We start from the raw sequence: 24501 nt of genomic DNA, 5'->3' as shown, positions 1-24501 counted from the left end.
AAGGCAGAAGGCAGAAGGCAGAAGGCAGAAGGTAAAAATCTCATATTTTTACTTAACTTTTTACGGATTTCAAGGGTGATACCAGTTTCCCCAAAAAATGCAACTTTAGGCAACTTCCCAACCCAGATAGTCATCAGTCATGCCCAATCTAAAATCTAAAATCTAAAATCTAAAATGGTATGAGTTGTCAAACTATCCTAAAATACCAAGAAACACAGGTTTGAGGAGGCTTTGTGGCTTATTGGAGCAAAATTACTTATGAGAAAAGTACATACATAATTGACCTTGACACTATTAGTGCTTTTTCTAGCGAACTGGATAACAAGCGTATCACCTTTTGGCTGCCTAATAGCAGTCAGCCGATTATCCTCAATCCCCAAGGCAATTCTGAGGCTTACAAGCAAGTTCTCGATTACCTAAAAAAAACCATCGATCGCAATTCTAGAGGCTGGTGGATTAAAATTCATTATGACCGCAAAGAATTTGCGATCGATATGAGTCGAATTAGCTCTTTTGCTTGCGAACAGAACGGTCGGCTAAGCTTTTGCCTGCCTGACAGCGCAACTAATATTATTATCCTGCGCCAAAGCAACCCGGAAACTTATCAAGAAATTCAGGAATACATTAAAAATACGACTGGACAATCTCTGCCGTAAAAAAGTCATTAGTCATTGAAGGATGAAGGGAGACTATGTTGAGTAACTCCTCACATTCATTTTATTTTTTTTGAGCTAAAGTTCTTAGGTTGCACCCTAATTTTAGATATAAAAAAAGCGCAGTAAAATGCGCTGATTTTTAAAATTTTAACTATTGAACAAGCTGCCAAGCTAATTTGGCCGCGCCTACCATGCCTGCTTGATTGCCCAATTCAGCAACCAATAACTGCAAATCTTCGCGAGAACTCGGCAGTACACGTTGCTGAATTTCGGATTGAACCTGCGGCAAGAAAAATTCTGCACCTGCACTAATTCCACCGCCGATAATAATAGCTTCCGGCGTCAAAATATAAATGAGACTTGCCAAACCGATACCCAGATAGCGCCCGTAATTTTGCCAAAATTCTAAAGCTTTGGCATCTCCCGACTTAGCTAAATTTGCTAATTCTATAGGTTCCAAACCCGTTTCGCGGCGAATTGCTTGCACGGAAACATATTGTTCTAAAGAACCGCGATTGCCGCTGTTGCACTCCGGGCCATCGGGATTTATAGTAATCAATCCTAGTTCTCCGGCCGCGCCTTGATGACCTACAAATAGTTTGTCGTCTAGGATAACTGCACCGCCGACTCCTGTACCTAAAGTGATTAAAATTAGGTCTTTAAAGTGCCTTCCTGCGCCCAACCAAGCTTCTCCCAATCCGGCACAGTTGGCATCATTTGCTAATATTGTCGGCAGTCCGGTTTTAGCTTCCACCCAGTCAGCTAGGGGGACGTTATGCCAGTTTTTGAGGTTAATTGCTACTCTGGCTATGCGGCCGGCGGCGTCTGCGGGGCCAGGAGTGCCGATGCCGATCGCACTTACAGCATTTTCGACTGGATTCAGTTGTAAAATAGCATCGGTCATCGCGACTAAAACTGCCTCTGGCGTTGCCGGTTGAGGAGTTGGAACAGTTAAGGATTGATAACAAATACCGTCTTCGCCGAATCTGCCGAGTTTAATTGCGGTTCCGCCTAAGTCAATGCCGATTACTTGTGTCATTCGATTGGGATTTTGGATGCAATAATTTAGGACTAATTTTAATAGTATAAACCTATTGTATGTGCCCCTAACACACCTTACAAATTAAGTTTGTAGTGAGGACTTCCGTCCTCAAACTTCTATTTTAGATGTATGATATTTGGTTCCGAAAACGACCATTAATTTTTAATAGTATCATGTCGCTCGCAATACCTAGTAAAAATTGTATATAAAAGCCAGTTAGCCTATTTAATTTCGCCTAACTTACGTTGCGCTACCTCTCGGTTGTGCAAAGCATCGTGATAGTCTGGTTTGAGAGCAATTGCCTGGTTATAAGATGCGATCGCCTCCTCAAATCTTCCTAAATTATACTGGTCATTCCCTCGATCGCACCACGCCTCAGCATCTACATTAACTTCCGATTCTGCCTCCGCAGCCTCAGCGCCTGTGCGGTTCACTTCCCCAGAAAAACCCAAACCATTCCCAACAAACACCGCCTCAATCACCCTCCCCTTTGTATCCTCCTCCTCAACCTCCGGCAGCGGAAACCGTGTCAATATCTCCCGCCCAATTTGCCTCGCCACCTCTGACAATTCCCCGCTGGCAATTCTACCTAACAATACCAGCCGCTGCGCCAATTCCTGAAACGATGCCACGGCATCCGTAGGGGCGGTGCCCCCGTGCCCGCCCTCGTCAAACAATCGAGTCCCAAACCGTCGCAACCAAGCCGCCAATTCACCATCTTTAAGGCGTTTTGCGATTAAGAATCCCGCTACATCCCCGCGACTCCAGCCGGCATTCACCCCTTCCAGGATTTCCATGAATTTCGACTCGTATTCCGCGTCAGTTAGGGTGGGGCGGATGGCGGTATTTCCCGGCGGGGTGGGTGGGGTTGGGGTTCCGAATATTCGCTGAAATAGGCGTTTGAAGAATTGCAGAATTTTGTTGAGCATTTGTGACGTTGGGAGGGTGGGGTATTTTCTATTTTATAGCAATTATCAAAAATAGATTACATATTGATTGCCGGCGATATCTGTATGGACACGGCGCCGTGCCGTGTCCGGGATTCGACCCACAGCAAACAATCATATAAAGTAGAATTAATCTACTTTAAAAGCGGATAATACAGTTCTCCTGTTGAGTTGATAAAACCGGCCCGATCGCCCGCTAAATCTCCCGTTCCCATAAATACGTCAACTCTCCCCGCGCCTTTGATTGCACCGCCAGTATCTTGATCCAAAACGTAGCGATTCACGGCGTTTTGTTCGAGTTGTCCCGCCGCATTCGGATAAGGGAGTTTTGTACTAATTAATGCTAGTGCGCCGGGGGGCATTAAAGCTTTATCGGTGGCGATCGACCTTTCGGCAGTTACGGGTACTCCAATGCTTCCTGTGGCTGGAACTCCATTACTATCCCGGAAGAATACAAAGCTTTGATTTTTCGGCAAATATTTGTTCATATCTGCGGGAAAGTTGGTGAAATATTCCCTCAGTTTCGGCAAATTTAACTCTTCTAAAGTAAACTTTCCGTCTTTAACTAATTCTCGCCCGACACCTGTATAACTGTGACTGGTTTTGCCTGCAAAACCGACTGTCATGACGCTACCATCTGTTAGCTGCAATCTCGCAGAACCTTGGACGTGCACGAGAAATGCTTGGAATCGATCGCGCAACCAAACTAATTCTAATCCCCGCAGCAATCCTTTGCTTCCCTGCAAAGCATCTGCGCCTTCTAATTGCAATCTTGTCGGGTGAGGTTTCGGCCAAGATGCCATGTTTGGCGGCATCCGGTACAGGGGATAACGGTATTCGGAATTAGGCGTGCGAGATGCTGCGTAAGTCGGCTCGAAATAACCCGTAAATGCGACTGTTCCTTTGCCATCTTTGCCCGTGGATTTGTAAAATACAAATTCGCGCTTGACAGATTCCTGAAGTTGTGCTGGGGTTGTGGAACTGACAACTAATTGGCGAAATCGATCGAGAGAACGCCTAACTCGATCGCGCGTAACTCCTGCTACTGGATAGCGGCTGTAAGCAGTGGCGGCGGCCGATGTATTGAGATAGCGGAGGCTGTGGTCGATCGACTTTAACAGCAATTCTTTATCGCCCGGTTTGCCATTTTCGCCCCAGATTTGAGCGTCAAAGGCGAGATCATCCGCCTCGCCAGCTTGCAATTGATTGATACTAATGGGTTGCAGCGACGGAACTGCAACTGCGGGCACTGAAAAAGCGATCGCCAAAACGCAACAGGCGATGGCTAATAGCTGATAGCGAAAAATCTTGCTCAATTTCCAATCTTCCCTACTGAATTGATTATTTTCCTTATTCATCGAATCGTTCGACGCTAGAAGTAAATATCGGTTCTACGCGAATTGCGAGAACGCTGGTAGGCCGAACTACCATGTATTCGCCTTGAATATTTTTGATCGGGACGTTAAGAAATTCTCTTGAATCTTGTTTCGGCACCAGTGTACTGCTGTACCACTTTTGAAAATCTTGCAGCGTTGCGAAACGCACTTCTTCGCGGTGGCCGCCTTCAAGCAGCAGGTGCACGGAATATTCGCTGGGAGTTCTAGGCATAGGAGATAGGAAGAGTTGTTGGAGTACAATCTAAAATCTAAAATCTAAAATTGATGTGGTTGCCATCAAGCAGCAGGTGCACGGAATATTCGCACTTGTGTTCTAGGCATATCTGTATTTTAGTTTTTTGATTTTAAGCTTTTGGAACGATTCCATATTTTACCTCTTCCTCGGCGCATTCCCTCATCTAGTAGGTTGGATTGAGGGAGAGGGAGAGGGGGGGAGGGGGAGAGGGGGAGAGTGGGAGAGTGGGAGAAGGGGAGGGTGGGAGAGACCAGAGAGTTGTTGCAGGAAAATCTCAATCTTAAATCTTAAATCTAAAATCGATTGAGTTGCAGGAGGAAAATCTCAATCTAAAATCTAAAATCTAAAATCTAAAATCGATTGACGGCGGCCCCCATCTGCGGCTACGCTGTGAAATTAAGGCTGCTTTGCTCAAAGAGGAAGCAGCCCACGTCGCTCAAAAATCTAGTTGCACTGCCCAAAGCTGCTACCAACAGCAATGGACAGCTAACCGCCAAACTGATAGCAGCAGTCTGGAGGCTAACGGAGTATGATAACACTCTCTGTAGCCGCCCTGCTCTGTGTTAACGTGCGGGGCGGCTGGGTTTTTGGGTTTTCCTAGAAAACCAAAAACCAGGAGACCATATTATGTCACAGGAATTCGTACCTGACGATAACTTTTCCGATCGTCCAAATGACGCCTCAGCAGTATCGGAACAGGAAGTCGTGCGGATAACGGTTGTCGGTTCCCGCGCAGCCGTGTTAGAAACCATCCACACCTTGTACCGACTGGGATTTGCCGCCGTCGGGGATTGGAGTCCGCCACAGCGAGGTGCAAAGCCGGGACAAGTTATAAGCGTACTCATTCGCCGATCGCGCAAAGCCTAAAAATAGGATGAAATACGGTAGGGACACGACACCCTGCCTTTCGTCCTGTCAACAAACACGTTAAACCCGCAGTCCGAGAGGGGTTGAAACCCCTTCCTCAAAACTCAAGTCCTTGCTATGAGGACTCAGAAGAAGACTTTTAAACTCATTAGTCCTCTTGAGAGGACTTTAGCTATTAGACAGGGAATTCATTCCCTGGCGGACTGACGGGCGGGTGGGAGGACTGGCGGACGATGGGCTTAAGTTGACACGCTTTGCACAAGGTATTGCCGTGTCCTCCATCGCCCCGGCTACATGGCTGGATCTGTGATTGTCACATCCTCCGAGGGCGATGGCGTCCCGCCCTCGCCCGTGCTACGGGAAATTTCATCATCCAACCCCGTTAATTTTATCCGTTCCCCACAGTCAGGACACGCCTTGGCCGAAGTCTCTACAATGATTAATCAGGCGGAATACAGGGATTGTGTATTTTAGAACACGATTTGACCGCAACACTTAAAATAGTCTTGATTTACCGATCGACTGCACCCTTTTCTCATCAATATTTCTGGTTAGCTGGGGGTGTCTGTGGGCCGGAGTTGCGAGGTTCTGCTTCCAAAATGCTGAGAATGGTGCACAATTTCAAATTAACAACAAAACTTGCACTATTTTGAGTAAGCTTTGGGGGGAACAGCTTAGAAAGCCTGTTTCTAAGACTGATGCAAAATATCAAATTAATCCTCCACCTTGTCCAATTACTAATTACGAACCTATGCCCCGTCGTCAAGACTTAAAAAAGATTCTTCTTATTGGTTCCGGCCCAATTGTTATCGGTCAAGCGTGCGAATTTGACTATTCAGGGACACAAGCTTGCAAAGCTTTGCGAGAAGAAGGTTTTGAAGTAGTGTTGGTGAATTCCAACCCGGCAACGATTATGACAGACCCGGAAACTGCCGATCGCATTTACATCGAACCTCTAACGCCGGCCATCCTCGAACAAATCATCGCTAAAGAAAGACCTCAAGCAGTTTTACCGACTATGGGCGGTCAAACGGCGCTAAATTTAGCAGTGGCAGTCGCTAAAAATGGCGTTTTAGAAAAATACAACGTCGAGTTGATTGGTGCTAAGTTGCCAGCAATTGAAATGGCAGAAGATCGGCTATTATTTAAGGAAGCGATGGCGCGAATTGGGGTCGCCGTTTGCCCTTCGGGAATTGCCAACACTCTCGACGAAGCCAAAGCAATTGGTCACCAAATCGGCAGTTATCCGTTAATTATTCGTCCTGCTTTTACGATGGGCGGCACGGGAGGCGGCATTTCTTACAATCAAGAAGAGTTTGAAGAAATGGCACAAGGCGGGATTGATGCCAGTCCAGTATCGCAAATTTTGATCGAACAATCTTTGATTGGTTGGAAAGAGTACGAACTCGAAGTAATGCGAGATTTGGCAGATAATGTGGTGATTATTTGTTCGATCGAGAATCTCGACCCGATGGGCGTCCACACCGGGGATTCTATCACCGTCGCCCCGGCGCAAACTCTCACAGACAAAGAATATCAGCGCCTGCGGGATGCTTCGGTGAAAATTATTCGCGAAATCGGAGTTGAAACTGGTGGTTCCAATATTCAATTTGCCGTCAATCCTGTCAACGGAGATTTCATCGTTATTGAAATGAATCCTCGGGTTTCCCGTTCCTCCGCGTTGGCCTCGAAAGCAACTGGTTTCCCTATTGCCAAAATGGCGGCCAAATTAGCGGTAGGTTACAGCCTAGACGAAATTTCCAACGATATTACCAAGAAAACTCCGGCGTCTTTTGAGCCGACAATTGACTACGTGGTGACGAAGATTCCCCGATTTGCCTTTGAAAAGTTCCCTGGTTCCGAACCGACTTTGACAACGCAAATGAAGTCTGTTGGGGAGGTAATGGCGATCGGGCGCAGCTTCAATGAATCCTTCCAAAAAGCCCTGCGGGGATTGGAAACAGGCCGCGCGGGTTTCGGGTGCGACAAACCGGAAAAGTTGCCGAGTTTGGAACAAATTCGCGCCGGATTGCGGACGCCAAATCCCGATCGCATTTTTACAGTTCGCCACGCGATGATGATGGGAATGTCGGTGGAAGATATCTTCGAGTTCACAGCAATCGACCCTTGGTTTTTGGATAAAATGCAGGAATTGCTGGAAACTGAGAAGTTCTTGAAACGAACGCGGTTGGAACAGTTGACAAAAGAGACAATGTTTGAAGTAAAGCAGTTGGGTTTTAGCGATCGCCAAATTGCTTACGCCACCAAAACATCGGAAGATCAAGTTCGCGCTTACCGCAAACAGTTAGGCGTAATTCCGATTTACAAAACAGTCGATACCTGTGCCGCTGAATTTGAAGCGTTTACACCGTATTATTATTCCACCTACGAAGCGGGAGCGGCAATTTGGGAATTGGGCGATGAAGAAAAGAAAGTTTCGCCTGTAGGCCACAGTCTCGCGCCGGAGTCGGAAGTTTTGCCTTCTACCAAACGAAAAGTGATGATTTTAGGTGGCGGCCCGAACCGGATCGGACAGGGAATTGAGTTTGATTACTGCTGCTGTCACGCTTCCTATTCCCTAGGAGAAGACGGCTTTGAGACTATTATGGTCAACTCGAACCCGGAGACGGTTTCGACGGATTATGATACGAGCGATCGCCTGTATTTTGAACCGCTAACCAAAGAAGATGTTCTCAACATCATCGAAGCAGAAAATCCAGAGGGAGTAATTATTCAGTTTGGCGGCCAAACGCCTCTGAAATTAGCGGTTCCTTTACAAAAATCTCTGGAAAATCACCCCGATGTACAAACAAAAATCTGGGGAACTTCGCCGGATTCCATTGATACTGCTGAAGACAGGGAGCGATTTGAAAAGATTCTGCGGGAATTGGATATTCAGCAAGCTGCTAACGGTTTGGCCCGGAGTTTTGAGGATGCTTTAATAGTAGCTCAACGGATTGGTTATCCGGTCGTGGTGCGACCTAGTTACGTGTTGGGCGGGCGAGCAATGGAAATTGTTTATTCCGATACGGAATTGGAACGTTACATGACCTATGCCGTCCTGGTAGAACCCGATCATCCGATTTTAATTGATAAGTTCTTGGAGAATGCGATCGAGGTGGATGTAGATGCGATCGCCGATCTTACTGGCAATGTGACGATCGGCGGTATTATGGAGCACATCGAGGAAGCGGGAATCCACTCCGGCGACTCTGCTTGTTCTATCCCTTACCAAACGCTTTCTGATGCAGCTTTGGCAACAATCCGCCGCTGGACTGTAGAATTAGCAAAATCGCTGAAAGTTATCGGGTTGATGAATATTCAATTTGCGGTTCAAGGGGAAGAAGTTTTCATTTTGGAAGCTAATCCGCGAGCTTCTCGAACAGTGCCTTTTGTGTCCAAGGCGATCGGAGTTCCCTTAGCAAAAATGGCCTCGCGAGTCATGTCTGGCAAAACTCTAGAAGCTTTGGGTTTTACTGAAGAGATTATACCCACTCATGTTTCGGTAAAAGAAGCTGTATTGCCCTTTGCTAAGTTTCCGGGCGCTGATACTTTGTTAGGGCCAGAAATGCGATCGACCGGCGAAGTCATGGGAATTGACACCGATTTTGGCAAAGCATTTGCCAAAGCTCAACTCGGCGCGGGACAAATGATGCCGCTGTTTGGAACTGTGCTGGTTTCGATGCGCGATCGGGACAAACTAGCAGTTGTACCCGTTGTCAAGGAATTCTTAGAATTGGGTTTCAGAGTAGTCGCAACCCACGGGACACGCAAAGTTTTGCAAGAGCAAGGTTTACAGGTAGATTTGGAATTGAAACTGCACGAAGGGCGGCCGAATTTGTTGGATTCGATCAAGAATGAGAAAATTCAACTAATTATCACCACACCTTCGGGCGAAGAATCCCGGGCCGACGGAATCTTTATCCGCCGCACAGCTTTGACTTACAAAATCCCGATTATTACCACAATAGCCGGTGCCAAAGCGACAGCAGCCGGAATTCGATCGCTCAAATCCCACCCGATGGAAGTAAAAGCAATTCAAGACTATTACCCGCAAACCTAGACTGAGAAACACCCTATGTTTAGGGTGTGCAGGGCGCACTATTAGTGTCAACTTAAGCTTTTAGTCCGCCAGTCCTCTCGCTCACCCGGCACTCCGCCAGGGAATGAATTCCCTGTCTTATAGCGAAAGTCCTCTCAAAGAGGACTGAAGAACTCATTAGTCCTCATAGCGAGGACTTTCGCTTTGAGGCTGTTGTTTCAAACCCTGCCGGATTGAGGGTTTAATGTTAAGTTGACACCAATGGTCGCGCACCTTACCCTAAACATAAGGTGCGCGTCACCAAAACCTAATCTGCATCGGAATCCAAAACTCCGCTAGACAGCATCAACCTCGGCCAAACTAACAAGAAAAAACCCATCCAGGCTAATAAAGGAATCGCGACTAAAACAGTTATCCAAACAGTTTTTAATAAAAACCAACTACCGCTAATTAGGCTAGTACCAGTTAAAAGAATCGACCAAGGCTGACACCACCAAGGTTTGTAACTCCAAGGACTAATAGCTTTTTGATTAGAAAGTTTTTTATCAGAAAGAGATTTCATATTGTCAGTAATTTTTTATGGATAATAGTCTGGCTAGCTGGATTAACCGAAGTTAAGCATTCATCACCTGTTCTGCTGTGAGCGTTAATTCGGGAAAAGTTCGCGACACAATTCGTTCACTGCCTTTAAACGCGCTTCTTTGATAGTTACCATCTGCATCCAAGAGGTGAACAAATACAGTTGGAACTTTGGGATTTCCCAGAAATTCCCTGCTGCCAATTGCTAAATAATCGACAATCCAATACTCAGGAATTCCGAGGCGCCGATATTCGTCCAATTTGTCTATATAATCGTCCTCCCAATTTGTCGATGTTACTTCCAGTGCCAATTGAATTGGTTCCCGCAATGCAGCATAAGCAGAACGGTTCGATCGCCACAAATCGCGATCGATTACGCTGACATCCGGTCTCCGCCCTTGTTCGATTCCGGCTTTAGTTACAGTTCTGATAACGGCGGTATTGTTGACTACATAATTCAAATTTAGTCGCCGGATTTCATCATTGAAGCCAAATAACATGAAATTAGAAACATCACCATAATTTCTTGTGGCATTCCTCTCTACAATTTCTCCATTTACCAGTTCATAGAGTCCATCTTCTGGACATTCTACAAGGAATTGGTCAAAGGTTAATTTTTGCGTGACTGTTGCAATCATAAGATTTCTCCTTATTTTGCAGTAATACTATTAGTCTATATTACCACAGGCAGGAATGAATTTGTTTTTTTGACGGCAGACATCCAATTCTCAAATCTAAAATATACAATCAAAAATCAAAAATCGATTCAGGTAAATGGTAAAATACGATCGCCAGCGGGCAGATTGAGTTAAATATGTCACCTAGTTGCTAGGGTAGAAAGTAACAAACCTAGAAATCGAGCCACTCCCAGGTCAACCCCGAACCATGAGACTAGACGAAGCCGTAGAATTTGCCGAAAACCCAGAGCCGCGCTGTCCCTGCGTCCTCCTGCTGGACACCTCCGGCTCCATGCAAGGCGCACCGATAGATGCCTTGAATGAGGGGCTGGAAATTTTTAGGAATGACCTAATTAAAGACGAACTAGCTAAAAAGCGAGTCGAAGTAGCGATTATTTCATTTGACAATCAGATCAAAGTCGTGCAAGACTTCGTTACCGCCGACCAGTTCGAGACGCCACTGCTGACAGCTCAAGGACAAACCCACATGGGTGCAGGCATTCAGCTAGCATTAGATACCATTGCCGCTCGCAAATCCGAATACCGCAACAACGGCATTACCTATTACCGCCCGTGGGTATTTATGATTACCGACGGCGAACCTCAAGGTGAATCCGACGATGTTGTGGAAATAGCAGCACAGCGGATTAAAGAGGAAGAAACTAACAAGCGCGTGGCATTTTTTGCTGTCGGAGTGGAAGGTGCTAATATCACCCGTCTGGCGCAAATTGTCGAGCGCACGCCTGTAAAATTGAGAGGATTAGACTTTAGAGAGATGTTCATCTGGCTGTCGGCTAGTATGCAGAGAGTTTCTCACTCAAAAATTGATGAACAAGTAGCACTGCCGCCACCCGGATGGGGAACTGTTTAGTTATTAGTCATTGGTCATTAGTCATTAGTTATTGGTCATTAGTCATTAGTCATTGGTCATTAGTAAGAGTGCCGTAGGGACACGGCACTGCCGTGTCCCTACAAGGGCTAGTACCTACGAACCCAGAAAAGTGCTGTAATTAGGGATAAATAAACCCGTCCAGACTTTGCATAGTTGTGAATTTACGAAGTTTTGAGTTAAAGAGTTATTAATGCAGAATTCATCCTTTAATTGGCAAGTTGTAGCGGCATCGGTGATAGGTACGAGCCACGAAAAAAGATCGCAGCCTTGTCAAGATGCCCACTGCTGGCGTCTCTTGCCAAACGGTGTTTTAGCAGCAGCGGTTGCCGACGGTGCGGGTTCGGCAGCACTCGCAGAAGTTGGGGCAAAAATTGCTGTGGAAGCGGTTGTCGAAACGATTTCCCAGCAACAGGAAAGGCTGCCTGAAACTGACGACGAATGGCAGGTATTCTTGACGGCATCACTGCAAGTTGCGCGGGCGCAGGTGGAAGCAGAAGCGGCAGTGCGGGAAGTGGCTGCGAGAGATTTAGCCTGCACTTTGATTGCGGTTGTTGCTACACCAGAATTAATCGCAGTTGCTCAAATCGGCGACGGTGCGGCGGTAGCAGGTGATAGTGCAGGAAATGCGATCGCCCTGACAGTACCCCCCTGCGGCGAATACATCAACGAAACTATCTTTTTGATTTCGCCGAATGCGATCGAAACAGCCCAATTTCAGGTACTGCGGGAAAAACTGCCGCACTTAGCCGTTTTTTCCGACGGCTTGCAAATGCTAGCTCTCAAAATCCCAGAAGGCACGCCGCACAAGCCGTTTTTTGCGCCTTTGTTTCGGTTTTCTGGCGAGTGGAAAGAAGAGGAAGATGCGAAACAGCAATTAGAGTCATTTTTGCGATCGCCCCGCGTTTCCGAACGCACCGATGATGACTTAACATTATTGTTAGCAACTTTTTCGACCAATGTCTAGTCTGTTCAACTTGAGATATTGCACCATTCTCAAGAACAGGCAAGATGCCTGTTCCACAAAAGATAAATTTTCTTGTGGAACAGGCATCTTGCCTGTTCAGAAAAGGCTTATTGAGAATGGTGCAAGATGTGATCTCAACTCCACTTACAAAAAGCGGATAAAAAATTATGACAGGTTCACGAATTAGTGCCAGAAGCTTGTTGCGAGAAACATTTGCTACTACGAAACCTATATACGCTCCCCTGTTGACAATCAATTTTCCCAATTTTATATTGGTCGCGCTCAATAGTTTGGGCAATCTCGGTTCAGCAGGTGTTCTTTTCTTTATCTACTCGTTCGTGGCAGTTCCTTTATTTTCGGGAGCCATGATTTTCTACACTTACCGAAGTTTGACTCGAAATCAAGTAACTGTGGGTCAGGCTTTCAATCAAGCAAGCAGAAGATTGCTGCACCTTATTTTGGCTTATATTTTGTTTGTGGGGGTGGTGTTTGCAGGCTTCATTGCACTAATAATTCCCGGTCTTTATGTATCATATCGCTTAACATTTTCATTGTACGCTACCGTCATTGATAACTCTTCGGCGGTGGACAGTCTTAGCAGCAGTTGGAAATTAAGTAAAGGGCGCTGGTGGTTGCTATTTCGAGCGATTTCTCTGATGGTTTTGCTTGTTTTTGTGCCAATAATATTGATTTCCCTATTAATCGATCCGACGGCCAAATCCGTAGGATATCAGCTTACAAGTAATCTACTCGGATTTTTAGCCGGGCCGTTGATGAATGTTTATTTGGTTTTATTGTACCTGCGCCTGCGGGAATCGGCAGCAACTATTCAATAGACATCTCCGAAAAATCAAGTCAAGGGCTGTCAGGATACCTACCCCACAAAAATTGTTAGCGCTGTCTCGCGAGCGGTGAAAATTTGGTGCGGTTCTATAATAAAATCGAGGTGTCAACAATTCTGCTTTAGTTTGTACAGTAGGTCGTCATTTGCAAGCACAAGAGATTAAGGATCAGCTCAACTCCCTAATTAGCGACGCAGATCTAATAGATCCGAGTTTAGCGAGAAGATTGGATGAAATCAATCGCTGGGTGAAAGATATTAAACCCGGTTCGCTAACGGCTAAAAAATTTGTGATGGCTTTTTTGCTGCAGCTTATCCGAGATTCTCAGGTTTGGCTGGCAGTTCAATCTCTACCTTCGGAAAGAGAACAGCAAGCCGCGTTTGAGTTAATGACGCCGGGAGAAAGGTATTGGTACAGCTATCTATTTCCTAAATGGCTGAGCGAAAACGATCGCAAATTTTACATCTGGAAACAAAAACTCAAGGCCGGCCAATTCGATCCGGGAGATGATCTCGTGATTCGTGCGATCGCCGCCCGAATTGTCGATCGGCAAGGCACTGTTTTGTATCGATATGTTGCAGACCTTTCTATGGCAACCGATTCCATCGTTAGCAACCGCCAACAGCAGCCCCTCTGCATTCAAGTCACTACTCTTTCGGATGAGTTTTCTGAACTAAAATATCAAAATTGGCAACAAACTCTTCAAGCTTGGGGGATTGACAGAGGATTATTCTTAAGTTATGATAAAAATGATGCAAATTTCTTGAACCAGTTAGTTAACATTGCATTATATAATAGTGATAATTTGCCCGCAGGTCGTTACCTCAAGTTCCCGTAAATCAAGCAGATATGCTGCTGAGAATAGTTCGACAGCTCCAAACTCCGTGAAAAAAAAAATTTGACTAACTCACATATTGCACAATTCTCGACAATGGCAAAAGCCTAGTCCCCAGACAGCTTCCCGCAAAAGGGAAGGCGGAGCAAGATTCTTCCTCCCCTTTTCTGGTTTCGGGAGGGGTCTGCCAGACGGCGACAACAGGTGCTTGATACCAAGGCTAAGCAGGGAAGATTTACCGCAGCAATCAATCTTGTTAAATAACTAGCAACTCGGCCTAAATTGAATTGAGATTTGATTTAATCGCCGTGGAATTGTGGGAAAAAAAATCAAATTACATCAAAATCAAATACTATGACTGTACAAGGTACGAGCATCGTTGAAAATAACTTGCAAAAAGTCTGGGAAGAACTGGAAGCAGCCCGAAAAATGCAGGATGACTGGATGAATTACGGGGTAGATTTTGTGGATTTGTATGTGGAAGATGCTGGCGGTGATTGGTTGGAAAAGTGGGGAAAATGTGAAGAAGAATTAGAGCTAATAAAAAATAAAAAGGTAGATATTGAAGCAGTCAAAGCAGCGATCGACCTTTCCAGCTTTCAGCAGACAAAACTGCTGGAAATTGCCTTGAATTGCCGTTACTCTACCAGCTATTACCCCGATCGCCCCCAGGAGTCTCCCGCTTGGCAAGAGGTTAAGTACAAACGGCTGTCACTCTTAGGCGCAGCGATTTTCGGTGCTGTTGTTACCGATTACCTCTACCGCGAATATCCAGAACTCGATCCCGATGCTATCTCAACCTTAAAAGCTCGTTTAGCAGATCCGAAAAAACTTGCGGATTTTGCACAAAATCTGAAATTAAACGAACTCGGTTGGCGCGTCTGGAATGGAAAAGACGCAGACAAAAGCGAGCACACTAGGAATTTTTTGGAGGCTTTTGAAGCTTTGTTTGGCGCGATTTACTTGGAGTTTAATCGCGATTTTTTCCGTGGGGGAAACTGGCTGATTCAGCACTTGATTGAACCAAACGTTAGCCAGCATGAGGATCTAACTCAGCCGCGACAAATTGGGCCAGAAAACGAGGTGAAACGGCGGGAAATCCTCGGTGCGGATATTCTAGATGCGATCGCGATCGACTATTTGTACAACCGCTTTCCCGAACGCAACGCCAGCCAGCTAACTCGCTGGAAAAATATGTTAGTGGCCAAAGAGATTTTCCCCAAAGACTTTAAGGCAAAACTAGGCAGTCAGTACCTGGAATTGAGAAGCAATTTCTCGCGTACCCGCGACTGGTTGGTGGATAACTTTATCCAAACCGCAGTTGACGAACTGGAAGAGGAAACAGGCGATCGACTAAAATAAAATCAACTTGTCAAAAAAATTGGGGAAACAGCAATGGTTACACAACTGCAATCTCCCGAAAAATCAAATATCATCTACCCGGACGATAACGGCGAACCGATGTCAAACAATACGGATCAGTTTCGATTAATTGTTTGGATTAAAGAAAACTTAGAATTGCTGTTTGCCGATGATCCAAATGTTTTTGTAGCAGGTGACTTGCTTTGGTATCCGGTGGAAGGCAATAACAAACTGTCTCAAGCACCAGATGTAATGGCAGTTTTTGGCATCCCCAAAGGATATCGAGGTTCCTATCAACAGTGGTATGAAAATGATATTGCGCCACAAGTCGCATTTGAAATTTGGTCGCGGGGAAATCGTCTGACTCCGATGATGCAAAAATTTCAATTTTACGAACGCTATGGTGTGGAAGAATACTATTTGTACGATCCAGAAAAATTGGAACTGATAGGATGGTTGCGGGCTGAGGGAAAATTAGAACAGATCGAACAAATTGATGGTTGGGTAAGTCCGAGACTGGGAGTGCGGTTTCAATTATCAGAAACAGGACTCGAAATGTTCGGGCCCTCTGGAGAACCGTTTATGAGTTTTGTGGAACTCGATCGACTGCGACAGCAAGCCGAGGCGCGGGCCGAACAGGCAGAAATGCTGCTGGAACAAGAACGATCGCGATCGCAAGCTTTGGAATCAAGACTCCGAGAAATGGGCATCGATCCCAATCAATTGTAAGCACAACTGCAAAATTGAACTATTGTGGAACAGGCCCTCGTAGCCTGTTGTTGAGTTTTCCAGGGCGGGCTCTCCTGCCCAACCCACAATAAAATAGAATTATCGTGGAACAGGCCCTCGTAGCCTGTTGCTGAATTTTCAAGGGCGGGCTCTCCTGCCCAACCCCTACTCCCCACAATAAAATAGAATTACGGATTTATCAGTGGGGTAGCTTTCTTTAATCTAAAATCCAAACTCTAAAATCTAAAATCGATTGATGCCCCCATACCCTAAGCGAATTCTATGCAGTTGCAGCGCCAATTTAGCGGACAACTGATTGCGATCGACACCAAAAGCGCGATCGCCAGTGGGGGTGAAGGTCGCATCTACCCGATCGCCCAAGACTCGTCCCTTGTAGCAAAAATCTACCACAAACCGACAGACGAAGACGGCGACAAACTCACAGTCATGTTCAGTATGCCGCCGGATGCGCCGATCGCGGAACCGGGGCACGCTTCTATTGCTTGGCCGCTCGATTTGCTGCATACTGTCGGCGGGCGAGAAAAAATTGTCGGTTTTGTGATGCCGCGCGTCAACAAAGTGATGCCGGTACACACTTTCTACACTCCCAAAACCAGGCGCGAACAAAAACCGCTATTTAGCTATCTTTACCTCCACCGTACCGCCCGAAATCTCGCCTCGGCTGTAAATGCCCTCCACGTCAGGGGTTACGTCATCGGCGACGTAAACGAGTCGAACATTCTCGTCACGGATACGGCGTTGGTAACGCTGGTAGACACGGATTCGTTTCAAGTGCGCGATCCTTATACGGGTTACGTTTATCGGTGTCCCGTGGGGAAACCCGAGTTTACGCCGCCGGAGTTGCAGGGGCAGACTTTCCGCGATATCGATCGATCTCCAGAGCACGATTTGTTCGGTTTAGCGGTATTAATTTTTCAATTGCTGATGGAAGGTACGCACCCGTTTTCGGGAGTTTATCTCGGTAGCGATGAACCGCCCCCTTTGGAAGCGAGAATTCGATCGGGCCATTTCCCTACAGGTACGAAACGGATTCCCTACCGCCCGATGCCGGCTGCGCCTCCTTTTGAGATGCTGCATCCGCGACTGCGGCAGATGTTTATCCGCTGTTTTGAGGAAGGGCACGCCAATCCTTCGGCGCGCCCGGATGCGAAAACTTGGGTGAATGCGATTCGGGAAGCCGAAGACGCTTTAGTTACTTGCAGCAAAAACAGTCAGCATAAATACGGAAATCATCTCAGTCGGTGCCCTTGGTGCGATCGGGCAAAACTCCTCAAAGGCCGCGATCCGTTTCCTTCGCGGCAAGCAGTCAGCAACGGATTGCACTTGCAGCCTGCGAAAATCAAGCGTAAAAAGCCCCAACCACCCCCTGTCGTACCCCAGCCCGCAGTGCGCCGGCAACAGCCCGCCACGGGGCTGTCGCGCCCAATCGGCCAGTACGCAGTGCCGTTGCTACCGATGCCGATGTCTTCTCGGAGTCGGACTCCTGCGCCTCAGCTTCCAGTGGGCAAGTTTGAGCGCATTGTTCAGGATGCTGCTTGGGGAGGTGTTTGGGGTAGTTTGTGTTTGGCGGCGATCGGGGGGATTTATTCGGTAATAGCTGAGGGCGGCGGCGCTATTTTGGGGGCGATTTTTGTTGGTACGATTTGGGGCTGTTTTTTTGGGATGATGTGGGGCGTTTTTACTTTGCCGCCGAATCAGATTTGGCGGAAGTGGGGCGGAGTTTTGGTGGGGGCGTGTTGGGGGGCTTTTTTGTTGGCGGCGATCGGGGGTGCGGTGTTTGGGGCGATCAATAGCACTCCGGGAATCGGGGTGAGCATTTTGGCTGGGGCGGGGGTTGGTGCTGTCTGGGGCTGTGTTTGGGCGAGTTTTCGGCCTCCTCTGGCGCTGCCGGCGGGGAGGGTGTGGGGCCGGCGGGGAGGGTATTTGGGGGCGGTCTGGGGCTCGTTTGTGGGGACTCTGGCTGGTGTTTTTTTGGGGGCTGGGTTGGTGGTTTGGCAGCAATACGGTGTCCAGATGCGGCCGGTGAATGAGTTTGGGGGTTTGCTGCTGGGTGTGGCGATCGTGGCGGCTGGTGTGGGTTCTGTTGGGGGTGTGGTTTCTGGGGGTTTGTTGGGTTTTTGCGGGTTTGCGCCGAAGTTGCCGATTTCGTTTCAGCCTTCGGGGGTGAGGGGTGGGACTTTGGGGGCGATTTGGGGCAGTTTTTTGGGGACTTTTGCGGGTGCGGTGTTGGGTGCGGGGGTGTCTGCGATGTTTCCGGCTGTCAGCGCTGGGGTGCCGGTGGAGTTGGGGCCTGTGGCGGGGGCGATCGTGGGGGCTGGTTTGGGGGCAATTTGGGGCGTGGTTTCGGGTACTGTTTGGGGGGCTTTGGGCAAGTGGTGATCGGTTGATGTGTTTTTGGGTGGAAAATGCGTCTATGCGTAGGTGTAAAAATCGAGGTGTTAAATTTGGGGGCTATAATGTATATGCTCTAAGGGTTAGAGGCAGTTCAAGCTTAAAAATGGTAGACGCAATCGCTGAAATCAATGCAGGATAATGGTTTGAGGGCTGTATGAAAATTGGGGTATTGACAAGTCGAAGGCTGAAATGGTACTTTTGTTTTATGCAGACGCAAATGAACGTTGAAAACCAAATACAGCAAGGCTTCTGGAACGGGCGGCCGCAATTAACCAAACTCCCTATCAGGGATTGAAACAGAGCCAGTTAAGGGAAGGGCAGCCCCACCCAAGCCGCAATTAACCAAACTCCCTATCAGGGATTGAAACGATCACTCGATCGTGCTTGAAGACCTTCAGTGCAAAGTCGGCCGCAATTAACCAAACTCCCTATCAGGGATTGAAACATCTATTTTTGAAGGTGTGTCAGCATTTGTTAGTGCCGCCGCAATTAACCAAACTCCCTATCAGGGATTGAAACCTATCTATTTGAACTCTTGAACCATTGAGCGGAGGATGCCGCAATTAACCAAACTCCCTATCAGGGATTGAAACTTTGCGATAGCCAAAGACTGGGAAAATTTTTCCAACTGCCGCAATTAACCAAACTCCCTATCAGGGATTGAAACAAGCCCTTTCTGTTCCGGTATGTTATCATACTTCCGCCGCAATTAACCAAACTCCCTATCAGGGATTGAAACCCCAATCTGCCTGCATCTATTTATACCTCTGCAGCCGCAATTAACCAAACTCCCTATCAGGGATTGAAACGCTATCCGCAGCGATTCCTCGCCTGTTCATCACCGCCGCAATTAACCAAACTCCCTATCAGGGATTGAAACCTAATATTTTCATCACATCTCCCGACATCTTGCCGCAATTAACCAAACTCCCTATCAGGGATTGAAACTTAATGCACATAGTTTTTGTGATGGTGTGAGTAGCGCCGCAATTAACCAAACTCCCTATCAGGGATTGAAACTAGACAACCACTAGACAAGGTAGCAACAGATGACGCCGCAATTAACCAAACTCCCTATCAGGGATTGAAACAGGCAAGACGCTGACGGCAATAATCCCTAAAGCCGCAATTAACCAAACTCCCTATCAGGGATTGAAACGGAAACCCTACGGCCTTCCAAGCAAGCAGCACATATCGCCGCAATTAACCAAACTCCCTATCAGGGATTGAAACGAGTTTTGAGAAAATTAAGACACTGTGTAAGCTGCCGCAATTAACCAAACTCCCTATCAGGGATTGAAACCCTTTAATGTGCCCTTCAGACTCTTGAATTAATGCGGCCGCAATTAACCAAACTCCCTATCAGGGATTGAAACCGAACTTTGCCGCCGTCCTTGTAAGACAGCCGATAATATGCCGCAATTAACCAAACTCCCTATCAGGGATTGAAACTTCTGCTGCTTTTTTGGGTGAGATTTTGATGCCGCCGCAATTAACCAAACTCCCTATCAGGGATTGAAACAGGTGAGAAAAAAGCTTGACAGATAAAAGTAAGTGGCCGCAATTAACCAAACTCCCTATCAGGGATTGAAACTGGATCTACTTGCGGGATAGGCTCCATCAACCACAGCCGCAATTAACCAAACTCCCTATCAGGGATTGAAACTCTACTATTTGCCATCAATGAACTAATTGCCACTGGGGGGCCGCAATTAACCAAACTCCCTATCAGGGATTGAAACCGAAATTTCGGACACTTTTTGGTTTCGGGTATTGGGCCGCAATTAACCAAACTCCCTATCAGGGATTGAAACGCTCAAAACTTTCCGTACCAACATTTTTGAAGCTGCCGCAATTAACCAAACTCCCTATCAGGGATTGAAACTCAGAATCCGCCATATTCGGTGCTTTCCAGCCTTTAGCGCCGCAATTAACCAAACTCCCTATCAGGGATTGAAACAAAGTTGGATTTATGGATTACGGGGGAATATTTAAGCCGCAATTAACCAAACTCCCTATCAGGGATTGAAACGAAAATGACCTTATCCCTTTTAATTATGACGGGCCGCAATTAACCAAACTCCCTATCAGGGATTGAAACTGCGGGAGGATTTACCTCCAATTATAAAAAGTGCCGCAATTAACCAAACTCCCTATCAGGGATTGAAACTTTTCTTTCCCAGTTTCTTGCTAGAATCCAACAAAAGCCGCAATTAACCAAACTCCCTATCAGGGATTGAAACCAAACCAGCTCCACTGCAAAGGGCATGGTGAAGCCGCCGCAATTAACCAAACTCCCTATCAGGGATTGAAACTCAGGTCGGAGAGTTCCTCCTCAAGCTCATCCAGCCGCAATTAACCAAACTCCCTATCAGGGATTGAAACCCAGCTCTATCCTAGCTGTAGCCATTTCCTCGCACAGCCGCAATTAACCAAACTCCCTATCAGGGATTGAAACTTGGGACTGGGTGAGAGACAATAATATCCCCGTGCCGCAATTAACCAAACTCCCTATCAGGGATTGAAACTTTTTAAATGGGACGGTTGACACCAGGACTGGAAGCCGCAATTAACCAAACTCCCTATCAGGGATTGAAACCTTCAGTGAGCCTTTTTGCTAAAGCTTCTGCCTGCTGCAAAGCCGCAATTAACCAAACTCCCTATCAGGGATTGAAACAAGTCCTCAAAAAGTATCCAGATGCGTCTACTATACCGCCGCAATTAACCAAACTCCCTATCAGGGATTGAAACATGTGGTGCATCTGGTATACCACTTGTACCATCTGGCCGCAATTAACCAAACTCCCTATCAGGGATTGAAACATCTACCTTGGGCAACTCTACAGAATTACCCGCGCCGCAATTAACCAAACTCCCTATCAGGGATTGAAACTCAGGTTCAAGAGGCTTCTGGGGTAACAAAGCCTGCCGCAATTAACCAAACTCCCTATCAGGGATTGAAACGCTACATAAGAGCTTCCTGAGTATACCTAAAATCTTCTCAGGCCGCAATTAACCAAACTCCCTATCAGGGATTGAAACGGGAAATATAAGCAGATGTCGAGATTTCATCAATTAGCCGCAATTAACCAAACTCCCTATCAGGGATTGAAACTGCAAAATCTACATATGTGCTGGATAGTTACAAGCCGCAATTAACCAAACTCCCTATCAGGGATTGAAACACGGCGAAACTACTAGCAAGGGATGACAAGTGCTGGCCGCAATTAACCAAACTCCCTATCAGGGATTGAAACCCCTGGGCTGGCGATTTCGGAGTTATTTTCTAGCAAGCCGCAATTAACCAAACTCCCTATCAGGGATTGAAACGAAAAAATGCACCGCTGCTGATTTATGCCATTAAAGCCGCAATTAACCAAACTCCCTATCAGGGATTGAAACCTTCCTGGCCCCATGCCTCCAGCATTTTCCCCGAAGGCCGCAATTAACCAAACTCCCTATCAGGGATTGAAACCTGCAAATCTTCGCGGCCCGACCGAGCTAAAATCCCAGCCGCAATTAACCAAACTCCCTATCAGGGATTGAAACCATCCTGCTGCCAGGGCTTGCAGAAGCTGGGCAAAGGCTTAGCCGCAATTAACCAAACTCCCTATCAGGGATTGAAACAGGGCATCAAAGTGTATTGCCGCCGAGCATTCATCCAGCCGCAATTAACCAAACTCCCTATCAGGGATTGAAACGCAGTGAGAGAGGATATTGAACCCGACGAAGGTAGCCGCAATTAACCAAACTCCCTATCAGGGATTGAAACAAAAAATTACAGGTTATCCCCCCGCCACAAATGGGCCGCAATTAACCAAACTCCCTATCAGGGATTGAAACGGTGGCAGTGTAGCTGGTTTTGTGACAGGCGGGAGCCGCAATTAACCAAACTCCCTATCAGGGATTGAAACACACCGGGATATTATCTACCCATACTTTGACAAAGCCGCAATTAACCAAACTCCCTATCAGGGATTGAAACGGGCGGCTATACTCAGAAAATACACTTTACCTGCTGAGCCGCAATTAACCAAACTCCCTATCAGGGATTGAAACATTGCAAACTTGCCGGGGGCTTCTTTGGTCACAGCCGGCCGCAATTAACCAAACTCCCTATCAGGGATTGAAACTTTCCATAATCCCTTTGTCTCTCCACACCTAATGGCCGCAATTAACCAAACTCCCTATCAGGGATTGAAACATGTACTTTTTATTGACTGAGGAGTAGTGATTCTCGAGCCGCAATTAACCAAACTCCCTATCAGGGATTGAAACCATTCCAAAACTTGAAACTGCCATTGGTCGGATGAAGCCGCAATTAACCAAACTCCCTATCAGGGATTGAAACACATCCATGCTTGGCCCCTGCGGTTTGTGCCAGGGCCGCAATTAACCAAACTCCCTATCAGGGATTGAAACCACGGAATTATCACCAATAACTTCTGAGTCTGTTTCTGCCACAATTAACCAAACTCCCTATCAGGGATTGAAACCTACTTACGATCGCTCTGGGCAACGTACCGATCGCATCGCCGCAATTAACCAAACTCCCTATCAGGGATTGAAACTAATTCCAAGCTATCTTGACTATTTCTTCCACAAGCCGCAATTAACCAAACTCCCTATCAGGGATTGAAACAGCCTTTTCGACTGAAGGCATTCAACCCGGTAAAGCCGCAATTAACCAAACTCCCTATCAGGGATTGAAACTTGGTTGCAAGCGCAATCGCAAACCCGAATAGTGTACTGCCGCAATTAACCAAACTCCCTATCAGGGATTGAAACTTTTTAATCTATGCCTCGTCACCCTTTGCTTAGGTGCGCCGCAATTAACCAAACTCCCTATCAGGGATTGAAACTTTCCGGGCGGATTCGGGTGAGATGTGCTCCGAGCTTGCCGCAATTAACCAAACTCCCTATCAGGGATTGAAACTCGGCCCGCATGTAGACAAATCCCCCGTTGCCGCTAGATGCGCCGCAATTAACCAAACTCCCTATCAGGGATTGAAACATGAGTATTTATACTCACTCTGGGTAATTTTGGCGCAGCCGCAATTAACCAAACTCCCTATCAGGGATTGAAACTTGTTTCAGAGGCGGTAAACCCGGCGTTGATAATGCCGAGCCGCAATTAACCAAACTCCCTATCAGGGATTGAAACAGGACGCGCCGGGGTGACGACAATTCGCGGTAGTGTCGGGGGCCGCAATTAACCAAACTCCCTATCAGGGATTGAAACCTTCCTTCTTTATTCAGCCAATTACTTCCAATTTACTTAAGCCGCAATTAACCAAACTCCCTATCAGGGATTGAAACGTATTGACTCATCGCAAAGGCAAAACCACCAGCGCCGCAATTAACCAAACTCCCTATCAGGGATTGAAACGCTCAAATTCCTCCACCCCGACATTTTCGATCGCATGCCGCAATTAACCAAACTCCCTATCAGGGATTGAAACTTGCACGTTTAGAATTCTCTGAGCTAGTGACCTTTGCCGCAATTAACCAAACTCCCTATCAGGGATTGAAACCCAAGGTAGAAACCTCTTAGGGCTGCACCTGTGAGCCGCAATTAACCAAACTCCCTATCAGGGATTGAAACCGTGAGATTAGGTGCGCTACCTGGAAATTGAAGTGGGCCGCAATTAACCAAACTCCCTATCAGGGATTGAAACAACAACGATACACAATATTTTGGAAATGGCAGCGCCGCAATTAACCAAACTCCCTATCAGGGATTGAAACATCACCTATCACGCCGGTGAGGATTTTTTGATATTTGAGCCGCAATTAACCAAACTCCCTATCAGGGATTGAAACATCGACGAAACCCGAAGAAACCAGATTTTAGAAATGCCGCAATTAACCAAACTCCCTATCAGGGATTGAAACCAATTACCGTTCCTGCCAGGGTAAGCTCATCTAATTTGGTATAAATTTTACTTGACAAAACAAACAAAATACACAGGAGAACCCGCTCGTCATTAACGGTTCTATAATGCCTCAAAAGCTAAGTC

17 protein-coding genes and 1 CRISPR repeat array are annotated in these 24501 nt (G+C 46.7%); of the genes, 11 read left to right on the top strand and 6 right to left on the bottom strand.

The genetic code is table 11. The annotated features are described in order from the left end of the window. The first annotated feature begins 233 nt into the window (after positions 1–233). The gene (locus QUB06_RS22455; RefSeq protein WP_333437148.1) at positions 234–656 is read left to right on the top strand and encodes a hypothetical protein; all 423 of its coding nucleotides are present in this window, start codon (positions 234–236) and stop codon (positions 654–656) included. A gap of 151 nt (positions 657–807) precedes the next feature. On the opposite strand, the gene QUB06_RS22450 is transcribed toward QUB06_RS22455, so the two are convergent. The 4 genes from QUB06_RS22450 to QUB06_RS22435 form a co-directional block, all read right to left on the bottom strand. Then, positions 808–1695 carry an ROK family protein gene (locus QUB06_RS22450; protein WP_333437147.1) on the bottom strand — a complete coding sequence of 296 codons (888 nt, stop codon included), beginning with the start codon at positions 1693–1695 and terminating at the stop codon, positions 808–810. A gap of 224 nt (positions 1696–1919) precedes the next feature. Then, positions 1920–2627 (bottom strand): tetratricopeptide repeat protein, encoded by a 708-nt coding sequence (locus tag QUB06_RS22445; RefSeq protein WP_333437146.1) that lies wholly within the window; start codon positions 2625–2627, stop codon positions 1920–1922. 152 nt (positions 2628–2779) lie between these two features. Beyond that, a complete protein-coding gene (locus tag QUB06_RS22440; protein WP_333437145.1) occupies positions 2780–4003 on the bottom strand; it encodes a murein transglycosylase A in 1224 nt (407 codons plus the stop codon). Further along, the gene (locus QUB06_RS22435; RefSeq protein WP_333040861.1) at positions 3996–4253 is read right to left on the bottom strand and encodes a hypothetical protein; all 258 of its coding nucleotides are present in this window, start codon (positions 4251–4253) and stop codon (positions 3996–3998) included. Before QUB06_RS22435 ends, QUB06_RS22440 begins: the two co-directional genes overlap by 8 nt. A gap of 431 nt (positions 4254–4684) precedes the next feature. Here QUB06_RS22435 and QUB06_RS22430 point away from each other — a divergent pair, with 431 nt between their 5' ends. From QUB06_RS22430 to carB, 3 genes are all read left to right on the top strand, one after another. After that, positions 4685–4810, top strand: coding sequence for a hypothetical protein (locus QUB06_RS22430; protein WP_333437144.1), 126 nt, complete (start codon positions 4685–4687; stop codon positions 4808–4810). A gap of 94 nt (positions 4811–4904) precedes the next feature. Continuing rightward, positions 4905–5144, top strand: coding sequence for a hypothetical protein (locus tag QUB06_RS22425; RefSeq protein WP_333437143.1), 240 nt, complete (start codon positions 4905–4907; stop codon positions 5142–5144). A gap of 751 nt (positions 5145–5895) precedes the next feature. Further along, entirely contained in the window at positions 5896–9207 is a 3312-nt protein-coding gene (carB, locus tag QUB06_RS22420; RefSeq protein ID WP_333437167.1) for a carbamoyl-phosphate synthase large subunit, read from the top strand. 286 nt (positions 9208–9493) lie between these two features. Here carB and QUB06_RS22415 read toward each other — a convergent pair whose 3' ends face one another. Then, the gene (locus tag QUB06_RS22415; protein WP_333244344.1) at positions 9494–9748 is read right to left on the bottom strand and encodes a DUF6737 family protein; all 255 of its coding nucleotides are present in this window, start codon (positions 9746–9748) and stop codon (positions 9494–9496) included. 52 nt (positions 9749–9800) lie between these two features. Beyond that, entirely contained in the window at positions 9801–10403 is a 603-nt protein-coding gene (locus tag QUB06_RS22410; protein ID WP_333437142.1) for a Uma2 family endonuclease, read from the bottom strand. 247 nt (positions 10404–10650) lie between these two features. Between QUB06_RS22410 and QUB06_RS22405 the strand changes: the two genes are divergently transcribed. The 7 genes from QUB06_RS22405 to QUB06_RS22375 all read left to right on the top strand — a co-directional run bounded on the left by QUB06_RS22405 (position 10651) and on the right by QUB06_RS22375 (position 18466). Beyond that, a complete protein-coding gene (locus tag QUB06_RS22405) occupies positions 10651–11313 on the top strand; it encodes a VWA domain-containing protein (RefSeq protein WP_333437141.1) in 663 nt (220 codons plus the stop codon). Positions 11314–11524: 211 nt separating this feature from the next. Beyond that, a complete protein-coding gene (locus tag QUB06_RS22400; protein WP_333437140.1) occupies positions 11525–12298 on the top strand; it encodes a PP2C family serine/threonine-protein phosphatase in 774 nt (257 codons plus the stop codon). 167 nt (positions 12299–12465) lie between these two features. Further along, on the top strand, positions 12466–13134 hold the full coding sequence (locus QUB06_RS22395) for a hypothetical protein (RefSeq protein ID WP_333437139.1): 669 nt from the start codon (positions 12466–12468) through the stop codon (positions 13132–13134). A 151-nt stretch (positions 13135–13285) separates the two neighbouring features. Next, positions 13286–13978 carry a hypothetical protein gene (locus tag QUB06_RS22390; protein ID WP_333143201.1) on the top strand — a complete coding sequence of 231 codons (693 nt, stop codon included), beginning with the start codon at positions 13286–13288 and terminating at the stop codon, positions 13976–13978. A 351-nt stretch (positions 13979–14329) separates the two neighbouring features. Next, positions 14330–15337: a ribonuclease III domain-containing protein gene (locus QUB06_RS22385; protein WP_333437138.1), complete on the top strand. Its 1008-nt coding sequence runs from the start codon at positions 14330–14332 to the stop codon at positions 15335–15337. 33 nt (positions 15338–15370) lie between these two features. Continuing rightward, positions 15371–16066, top strand: a complete 696-nt coding sequence (locus QUB06_RS22380) for a Uma2 family endonuclease (protein WP_333437137.1) — start codon at positions 15371–15373, stop codon at positions 16064–16066. Between the two features lie 282 nt (positions 16067–16348). Further along, a complete protein-coding gene (locus QUB06_RS22375; RefSeq protein WP_333437135.1) occupies positions 16349–18466 on the top strand; it encodes a DNA-binding protein in 2118 nt (705 codons plus the stop codon). Between the two features lie 276 nt (positions 18467–18742). Further along, a CRISPR array of direct repeats spans positions 18743–24376; the repeat unit is 37 nt; unit sequence GCCGCAATTAACCAAACTCCCTATCAGGGATTGAAAC. Positions 24377–24501: the final 125 nt, after the last annotated feature.

Source organism: Microcoleus sp. D2_18a_D3, from assembly GCF_036702455.1.
Classification (GTDB): Bacteria; Cyanobacteriota; Cyanobacteriia; order Cyanobacteriales; family Microcoleaceae; genus Microcoleus.
Note: the sequence above shows the minus strand (reverse complement) of the source record. Positions and strands in the feature narration are given on the sequence as shown.

What these genes read in the sequence shown, in the direction of transcription:
- QUB06_RS22450 (WP_333437147.1), bottom strand. Translation starts at nt 1,695, where the DNA reads ATGACACAAGTAATCGGCATTGACTTAGGCGGAACCGCAATTAAACTC.
- QUB06_RS22445 (WP_333437146.1), bottom strand. Translation starts at nt 2,627, where the DNA reads ATGCTCAACAAAATTCTGCAATTCTTCAAACGCCTATTTCAGCGAATA.
- QUB06_RS22440 (WP_333437145.1), bottom strand. Translation starts at nt 4,003, where the DNA reads ATGAATAAGGAAAATAATCAATTCAGTAGGGAAGATTGGAAATTGAGC.
- QUB06_RS22435 (WP_333040861.1), bottom strand. Translation starts at nt 4,253, where the DNA reads ATGCCTAGAACTCCCAGCGAATATTCCGTGCACCTGCTGCTTGAAGGC.
- QUB06_RS22425 (WP_333437143.1), top strand. Translation starts at nt 4,905, where the DNA reads ATGTCACAGGAATTCGTACCTGACGATAACTTTTCCGATCGTCCAAAT.
- carB (WP_333437167.1), top strand. Translation starts at nt 5,896, where the DNA reads ATGCCCCGTCGTCAAGACTTAAAAAAGATTCTTCTTATTGGTTCCGGC.
- QUB06_RS22415 (WP_333244344.1), bottom strand. Translation starts at nt 9,748, where the DNA reads ATGAAATCTCTTTCTGATAAAAAACTTTCTAATCAAAAAGCTATTAGT.
- QUB06_RS22410 (WP_333437142.1), bottom strand. Translation starts at nt 10,403, where the DNA reads ATGATTGCAACAGTCACGCAAAAATTAACCTTTGACCAATTCCTTGTA.
- QUB06_RS22405 (WP_333437141.1), top strand. Translation starts at nt 10,651, where the DNA reads ATGAGACTAGACGAAGCCGTAGAATTTGCCGAAAACCCAGAGCCGCGC.
- QUB06_RS22400 (WP_333437140.1), top strand. Translation starts at nt 11,525, where the DNA reads ATGCAGAATTCATCCTTTAATTGGCAAGTTGTAGCGGCATCGGTGATA.
- QUB06_RS22395 (WP_333437139.1), top strand. Translation starts at nt 12,466, where the DNA reads ATGACAGGTTCACGAATTAGTGCCAGAAGCTTGTTGCGAGAAACATTT.
- QUB06_RS22385 (WP_333437138.1), top strand. Translation starts at nt 14,330, where the DNA reads ATGACTGTACAAGGTACGAGCATCGTTGAAAATAACTTGCAAAAAGTC.
- QUB06_RS22380 (WP_333437137.1), top strand. Translation starts at nt 15,371, where the DNA reads ATGGTTACACAACTGCAATCTCCCGAAAAATCAAATATCATCTACCCG.
- QUB06_RS22375 (WP_333437135.1), top strand. Translation starts at nt 16,349, where the DNA reads ATGCAGTTGCAGCGCCAATTTAGCGGACAACTGATTGCGATCGACACC.